At 75.3% G+C, this 7,653-nt stretch carries 6 protein-coding genes; 2 read left to right on the top strand and 4 right to left on the bottom strand.

Annotated elements, in window-relative coordinates; genetic code table 11:
• Window positions 1-197 precede the first annotated feature (197 nt).
• The 4 genes from AB0E83_RS34375 to AB0E83_RS34360 form a co-directional block, all read right to left on the bottom strand.
• Window positions 198-2,552: a DUF3488 and transglutaminase-like domain-containing protein gene (locus tag AB0E83_RS34375; protein WP_362120582.1), complete on the bottom strand. Its 2,355-nt coding sequence runs from the start codon at window positions 2,550-2,552 to the stop codon at window positions 198-200.
• Window positions 2,549-3,925, bottom strand: coding sequence for a DUF58 domain-containing protein (locus AB0E83_RS34370; RefSeq protein ID WP_362120580.1), 1,377 nt, complete (start codon window positions 3,923-3,925; stop codon window positions 2,549-2,551). Before AB0E83_RS34370 ends, AB0E83_RS34375 begins: the two co-directional genes overlap by 4 nt.
• Window positions 3,925-4,917, bottom strand: coding sequence for a MoxR family ATPase (locus AB0E83_RS34365; RefSeq protein WP_362120578.1), 993 nt, complete (start codon window positions 4,915-4,917; stop codon window positions 3,925-3,927). Before AB0E83_RS34365 ends, AB0E83_RS34370 begins: the two co-directional genes overlap by 1 nt.
• Before the next feature lie 286 nt (window positions 4,918-5,203).
• Complete coding sequence (locus AB0E83_RS34360; RefSeq protein WP_362120576.1) at window positions 5,204-5,752, bottom strand: carbonic anhydrase; 549 nt, start codon at window positions 5,750-5,752, stop codon at window positions 5,204-5,206.
• Window positions 5,753-6,073: 321 nt separating this feature from the next.
• Here AB0E83_RS34360 and rsmH point away from each other — a divergent pair, with 321 nt between their 5' ends.
• Both rsmH and AB0E83_RS34350 read left to right on the top strand, forming a co-directional pair.
• A complete protein-coding gene (gene rsmH / locus AB0E83_RS34355; RefSeq protein WP_362120574.1) occupies window positions 6,074-7,030 on the top strand; it encodes a 16S rRNA (cytosine(1402)-N(4))-methyltransferase RsmH in 957 nt (318 codons plus the stop codon).
• Window positions 7,031-7,080: 50 nt separating this feature from the next.
• A complete protein-coding gene (locus AB0E83_RS34350; RefSeq protein ID WP_362120584.1) occupies window positions 7,081-7,560 on the top strand; it encodes a cell division protein FtsL in 480 nt (159 codons plus the stop codon).
• The last annotated feature ends 93 nt before the right edge of the window (window positions 7,561-7,653 follow it).

Raw genomic sequence — 7,653 nt, 5'->3', positions numbered from 1 at the left:
GCCGCTCCACGCTCTCCCGCATCGGTGCCGCCCCTCGCTCGGTGCGGGCCCAGGCCCGGTCGCGGAGGCACCCGCAAGGGTGCCGTTCCGTTGTGCCCACCCTCCCCCAAGGACTTCGTCCAGGGGGACCCCCAGCCCCAGCGGAACGATTGCCCACAACGGAGCGGCGGCGCAGCCCGCGCCGCTTCGGCCTGGGGTCAGGGGGTGGGGCGGAGGCGGGTGGTGCGGGACTTCAGGGCGGTCCAGCGGGCCGAGGCCGCCCAGTGGAGCCGGGCCGCCGAGCGGGGGGCGAAACGGGCGCGGAGACGGGCGGCGCGCGAGGCCCCCGCGTGGAACCCGGCCCGTACCCGCTCCGCGTCCTCCGCCAGCCCCGGCACCGGCCGCGGCGACGGAGCGTAGAGGGCCTCCTCCACCGCCCCCGCCACCCGGTGCACCGACTCCGCCGCCGCCCCGGACAGCTCACCCGCGCGCACGATCCGCTCCGCGGTCCGCCGCGGCGTCCGCGCCTCGTCCGGCTCGACGCCGTAGTCCCACGCCGTGTCGCCGATCTCCCGCCACACCCCCAGCGGACCGGCCGCCGGGGCGAGCCTGCGGGCCCGCGCCCGGGTCCGCCACAGCAGCGGCACGAGCGGCAGGGCGAGCAGCAACAGCGCGGCCAGCGACCACCCGGCCACCTTCAGCACGTCCGTACCGCCGCCGGACGACACGTCGCCGGCCGCCGCCGCGTCCCGGCCGCACTCGCCGAGGCGGCGCTCCTCCGGCGGGCAGCTCTCCGCGACGCTCGGCGCCGCCGAGGGCTGCGCGGAGGCGGACTGCTCCGGCTGCGCGGGACCGGTCGGCCCCTCGGTGGGGGAGACCTCCCGGGTGTAGACGGGCGTGGAGCCACGGGACGGCGTCGGCTCGAAACGGGTCCAGCCGGCGCCCTCGAAGTACAGCTCGGGCCAGGCGTGGGCGTCCCGGATGCCGACCGAGACCGAACCGTCGGACTGGGTGGTGCCGGGCATGAAACCGACCGCGACCCGCGCCGGGATGCCCAGCGTGCGGGCCATCGCCGCCATCGAGAAGGAGAAGTGGATGCAGAACCCCTTCTTGTCCCTCAGGAAGCGGGAGATCGCCTCGGTGCCCGTACCGGACGTCACGTCGACGTCGTAGCGGAAGCCGCCGTCCTCGGCGAACCAGTCCTGGAGCCGGACCGCCCGCTCCCAGTCGTTCCGGGCGTCCTCGGTGACCTCCAGGGCCGTCGCCTTCACGTCGGCCGGGAGGCTGGTGGGCACCTTGGTGTACTCGCGGCGCAGCTCCTCCGGCGCCGGGGCGGCCTGGGCGAGCTGCTCGGCCGTGGGCTGCACGTCGAGGCTGGTCACCTGGTAGCGGACGCCCTTGGTGGTCTGCTTGTCGTCGCCGACGAGCATCCGGCCCGCCGGCTCGAACCGCCAGCGGCCCTCGATGCCGACCCGGGCGGCCGGGAACGGCATCGGCAGCCACTTCTGGTCGTACCCCTCCGAGGCGACGAAGTTGCTGGTCACCTCGGAGGTGCGGACCGACTGGGCGAGGCCGTCGGGCCACGGCAGCAGCTTCGGCACCGCCTCGATCGGCCGGACCGAGGACTTCCACGAGGTGCCGTCGAACTGGTCGAGGGCGACGAGGCGCAGGTAGAGCCCGCTGTTGTCCCGGGCGTTGGTCCGGTAGCGCAGGACCTCGAAGTCCTCCGGCTGGCGCAGGTTGTCCTGGAGGGAGACCAGCGGGTTCACGGCGGCGATGGTGCCGCCGCCCCCGCTTCCCCCGCCGGTCCCCGCGCCGCCCGATCCACCCAGGAGCCCGCCGGAGAAGCCGGGCAGGGCGAGCGGGACCACCAGGGCGAGGCCCATGGCGACGGCGCCGATCCGGCGGCCGGTCCGCACCGGGGCGAAGGCGCTCCCCCCGCCGCCCGCGGCCGAGCCGGGCCGGCCGGTGCGCTGGGCCCCGCCGAAGACCCGGCCCCACGCGGAGAGCCGGTCGCGGCCCTCGGCGAGGAGCAGCAGGAGGTAGCCGGTGCCGGCGAGCACGAACCACAGCCCGCCGGCGCCGCCGCCGGAGAGCCCGGCGGCGACCGAGTACAGCGCGAGCAGCGGCAGACCGGCCGGCGCGGCGCGGCGGAAGGTGACCGCCAGGACGTCCACGAGCAGCCCGATCGCCAGCACGCCGGCGACCAGCATGAGCCGGATGCCCTCGGTGTCCGGGGCGGGGATCGCGTAGGTGCCGACGTCCTCGGCGCCGAGCCGGAACAGCTCGGCCACCCGCTGGACCGCGAGCGGCCCGGGCAGGAAGCCGAGCAGCGCCTGCTCCCGGGCGAAGACCACGGTCAGGGCGATCACGCCGACCATCAGCTGGGTGCCGATCGTCAGCGGCCGGGCCAGCGGCACCCGCCGGCACAGCATGCCGACACCGCTCTGCAGGGCGAGCAGGAAGGCGGCGGTGAAGATCCAGGTGGCCGGCTTGACCAGGGGCAGCAGCGCCCCGGCGGCCATCAGGGAGGCCGCCCAGGCGGCCAGTGACAGGCGGGTGAGCCCGCTCATGCCCGTCCTCCGTAGCTGTCTGCGGCGGCGGTCTCCCGCAGCGCCCCGGCGGCCTGCTGCCAGAGATCGGCCATGTCGGCCCCGGGCGGCACGGGGACGACGGTCCAGCCGGCCTCGCGCAGCCGCCGGACCCGCTGCGCGACGGCGCCGGCCACGGCGCCGCCGGTCAGCCAGGTGCCGGAGTCCAGGACGAAGGCGACGGCCGTGCCGGCCCGCCCGCGCATCCGCGCGGCGAGGGAGGCCTGCTCCTCGTCGAGGTCGCCGAGGAAGGCGACGAGCAGCCCGTCGCTCCCGGCGCGCAGCACGTCGGAGGCGCGGGAGAGCCCGGCGCCGTCGGAGTGGTCGACGATCGCGAGGGTGTCCATCATCAGCCCGGCCGTCTCCGCGGAGTCGCCGCTCGTGCCGGTGTAGCCGTCGGAGCCCTCGCCGGGTACCGCGGCGCCGGTGTCGGTGAGCAGCCGGACCGCGTAGCCGCGCTCCAGCATGTGGGTCAGGACGGAGGCCGCGCCGGAGACCGCCCACTCGAAGGCCGAGTCGGGGCCGGAGCCCTGGTAGCCGGCCCGGCGGGTGTCGAGGAGGACCGTGCAGTGGGACCGCTGGGGCTGCTCCTCGCGGCGGACCATCAGCTCGCCGTACCGGGCGGTCGAGCGCCAGTGGACCCGGCGCAGGTCGTCGCCGTGCCGGTAGGCGCGCGGGATGATGTCGTCGTCGCCGGCCAGGGCCAGCGTGCGCTGCAGGCCGTCCCCGTACCCCGACGCCTCGCCGCCCAGCCGGACCGGCGGCAGCGCCGTGGTGCGCGGGACGACGGTCAGGGTGTCGTACGCGCTGAAGGAGCGGGTGAGTTCGCACATCCCGAAGGGATCGCTCAGCCGGAGCTGGAGCGGGCCGAGCGGGAAGCGGCCGCGCAGGTCGGAGCGGACCCGGTAGGAGACCTCGCGCCGGCCGCCGGCCTCGACCCGGTCGAGGACGAAGCGGGGGCGGGGGCCCAGCATGTACGGCACGTGGTCCTGGAGCATCAGCAGCCCGGTGGGGAGCTTGGAGACGTTCTCCATGCGGAGCTGGACCCGGGCCTCGGTGCCGGCCTCCACCCGCCGCGGGGTGAGCCGGCGGGAGGTGGCGACCCGGTAGCGGGTGCGGTGCAGGACGAGGGCGCAGATCAGCGGCAGGCCGGCGAGCAGCAGGCCGACCCGGAGGAGGTCGGCCTGGCCGAGCACGTAGGCGCAGACGGCGGCCGCCGCTCCGGCGGCCAGGAAGGACCGGCCGCGGGTGGTGAGGCCGCCGAGGGCGGCCCGCAGGCCGCCCCGGCCGTCCGGGGTCCGGGGGCCGTCGCGGTCGTCGGCCCGCCGCGCCTCGGGTGCGACGGGGGTCGCCATCACAGCTGCCGGCCGCCGGTCTGCCCGCCGTAGAGCGGGCCGGCGGGCGGGGCCGAGGACGGGACGGGGGTCCGCTGGAGGATGTCGAGGACGACCTGCTCGGCGCTCCGGCGGCCCAGCTGGGCCTGCGCGGTGGGCAGCAGCCGGTGCGCGAGCACCGGCACGGCCAGCGCCTGGAGGTCGTCGGGCAGCACGTACGCGCGCCCGGCGAGGGCGGCGGAGGCGCGGGCGGCCCGCAGCAGGTGGAGCGTGGCGCGCGGGGAGGCGCCGAGCCGCAGGTCGGGGTGGGTGCGGGTGGCGGCGACGATGTCGACCGCGTACCGCCGCACGGCGTCGGCGACGTGCACCGCGCGGACCGCCTCGATCAGCTTGAGGACCTCGTGGGCGTGGGCGACCGGCTGGAGGTCGTCCAGCGGGTTGACCGCTCCGTGCACGTCGAGCATCTGGAACTCGGCCTCGGGGCTGGGGTAGCCGATGGAGACCCGGGCCATGAAGCGGTCGCGCTGGGCCTCGGGCAGCGGGTAGGTGCCCTCCATCTCGACCGGGTTCTGGGTGGCCACCACCATGAAGGGGCTGGGCAGTTCGTAGGTGTGCCCGTCGATGGTGACCTGGCGCTCCTCCATCGACTCCAGGAGCGCGGACTGCGTCTTGGGCGAGGCCCGGTTGATCTCGTCGCCGATGACGATCTGGGCGAAGATCGCGCCCGGCTTGAACTCGAACTCCCGCCGCTGCTGGTCGAAGATCGACACGCCGGTGACGTCCGACGGCAGCAGGTCGGGGGTGAACTGGATGCGGCGCACCGAGCAGTCGATGGACCGCGCGAGCGTCTTGGCGAGCATGGTCTTGCCGACGCCGGGTACGTCCTCGATGAGGAGGTGGCCCTCGGCGAGCAGCACGGTCAGCGCGAGACGTACGACCTCGGGCTTGCCCTCGATCACGCTCTCCACCGAGCCGCGGACGCGCTCCGCGGTGGTGGTCAAGTCTTCCCCCATTCTCGACTCCGCTCGAATGGGGGGTCCCCCATGGCTCGCTCGGTCGTCGTAGGTCGTCACCCCGGCCCTCCTCGGCCTTGCAGGAACACGGACACCTGCCCCCGGTGGGATGTTCGGGGGGTGTCACCCGAGCATTCTTGTGGGGATGGCCGGGCCCTGTCACTCGACTGTGGACAACTGTGGAGGGAATGCCAGGGTTTGTCGTCTTACGCGGTGGCGGAAGATGTGCTGAGGCCGGTGCTGAAACCATTCTCCACAGGGGCGGTCCCGCGCGGCGGGCCCGCCGTCACGCCGGATCGATCTCGCGCAGCAGCCCCGTCGTCACGTCGAACACGAAGCCCCGGACGTCGTCCGTGTGCGGCAGGAACGGGGAGGTCCGGACCCGCCGCATCGACTGCCGCACGTCCTGGTCCACGTCCCGGAAGGCCTCCACCGCCCAGGCCGGCCGCTGGCCCACCTCGTCCTCCAGCTCGTGCCGGAAGTCCTCGGTGAGCGACTCCAGACCGCAGCCGGTGTGGTGCACCAGCATCACGGCGCGGGTGCCGAGCGCCCGCTGGCTGATGGTGAGGGAACGGATCACGTCGTCGGTGACGACCCCGCCCGCGTTGCGGATGGTGTGGCAGTCCCCGAGTTCGAGCCCCAGCGCCGCGTGCAGGTCGAGCCGGGCGTCCATGCAGGCGACGACGGCGACGCGGAGCACCGGCCGCGCGTCCGTGCCCGGGTCGGTGAAGTCGGCGGCGTACCGCGCGTTCGCCTGGACGAGCCGCTCGGTGACCGAGGGGCCGGCGGCCGGCGCGCCCGGCGCGCCGGGGGAGGGGTGTGCGGAAGTCGTCATGGCTCCGACGGTAGGGGGCACCGCCCCGGCGGACCCGCTGTGAGAAGAGGACAAAGAGCGCCAATGGATCCGCGTGTGAGCCACCCCACAGCATCCGTCCGACGCCGCCGATCGGGTGAACCGCCCGGAATGTCCGCACGGACACCCGGCGCCGCGCGACGCGCCAGCCGGTTGATTGACCGGCCCCGTCCGTGGACTAGAGTGGCGCGGAGTTCCTGGAGACAATCGAGCGATATGAAGCGGTTTCTCCCCCGTGTGCGCGGCGGCACCCACGGCTCGGCCTCCCTTACCCGCTCGCCGTGCCCGTTCTGAGAGGGTGCGTTGAGCAACGACCGACACGTCCCGGTGATGCTCCAGCGGTGCCTGGACATGTTGGCCCCTGCCCTCCGGCACCCGGGAGCGGTCGTCGTCGACTGCACCCTGGGCCTCGGCGGACACAGCGAGGCCCTGCTCCGCGCCTTTCCGGAGGCCCGGCTCGTCGCCCTCGACCGCGACAAGGAGGCCCTGCGCCTCTCCGCCGAGCGGCTCGCCCCCTACGGGGACCGCGCCACCCTCGTCCACGCCGTCTACGACGAACTGCCCGAGGTCCTCGACCGGCTCGGCATCGACAAGGTCGACGGCGTCCTCTTCGACCTCGGCGTCTCCTCCATGCAGCTGGACGAGGCCGACCGCGGCTTCGCCTACGCCCAGGACGCCCCGCTCGACATGCGCATGGACCAGACGACCGGCATGAGCGCCGCCGAGGTCCTCAACACCTACCCGGCCGGCGAACTCGTCCGCATCCTGCGCGCCTACGGCGAGGAGAAGCAGGCCAAGCGGATCGTCTCCGCCATCGTCCGCGAGCGCGAGAAGGAACCCTTCACCAACAGCGCCCGGCTCGTCGAGCTCATCCGCGACGCCCTCCCGCAGGCCGCCAAGCGCACCGGCGGCAACCCCGCCAAGCGCACCTTCCAGGCCCTGCGCATCGAGGTCAACGGCGAACTGAGCGTCCTGGAGCGGGCGATCCCGGCCGCCGTGAAGGCCCTCGCCGTCGGCGGCCGCGTCGCCGTCCTCTCGTACCACTCCCTGGAGGACCGGCTCGTCAAGCAGGTCTTCGCGGCCGGCGCGGCCACCACCGCCCCGCCCGGCCTCCCGGTCGTCCCCGAGCAGTACCAGCCCCGCCTCAAGCTCCTCACCCGCGGCGCCGAACTCCCCACCGAGGAGGAGGTGGCCGAGAACCGCCGGGCCGCCCCCGCCCGGCTCCGGGGCGCCGAGCGCATCCGGGAGGACGTGCTGTGAGCGCGGCGAGGGGGCCGCTCAAAGGCCGGGCCGCGCGGCTCGGACGGCTGATGCCGTCCGGACCCAGCTCGGCCGCCCGCACCCCCTTCGTCCTGCTCGTCGTCCTCCTCCTCGGCGGCGGCCTCATCACCCTGCTGCTGCTGAACTCCGCCCTCAACCAGGGCTCCTTCAAGCTGCGCGAGCTCAAGGACCGCACCACCGAACTCACCGACGAGGAGCAGGCCCTCCAGCGGGACGTCGACGCCCACGCGGCCCCCGACGCCCTGGAACGCCGCGCCCGCGAGCTCGGCATGGTCCCCGGCGGCAGCCCCGCCTTCCTCGGCCCCGACGGCAAGGTCCTCGGCGAGCCCACCGTCGCCCCCTCCCCGAAGCCCGGCCGCACGCCGTCCCGCGCCCCGGCCCGCACCGGCGACCCCGGCCCCGCCCGTACCCGGGAGGCCACCGCCGGCCCCGGCGCGAGCACCGCCCCGGAGCCGACCGCCACCGAGCGGCGGCCGGCCGCCACCGCCCCCACGACCTCCGGCAGGTGACCGAGCAGTGCCCTCCCAGGAGCCCCCGCGCCGCCGCGTCCCCGCACCCGCCCGGCCCGCCCGTCCCCGGCCCGCCGCCGGCGCCGCGGGCCG

This window comes from Streptomyces sp. NPDC035033 (assembly GCF_040636735.1).
Lineage (GTDB): Bacteria > Actinomycetota > Actinomycetes > Streptomycetales > Streptomycetaceae > Streptomyces.
The sequence above is the reverse complement of the archived record's forward strand: the minus strand, read 5'-3'. Positions and strand labels throughout refer to the sequence as shown.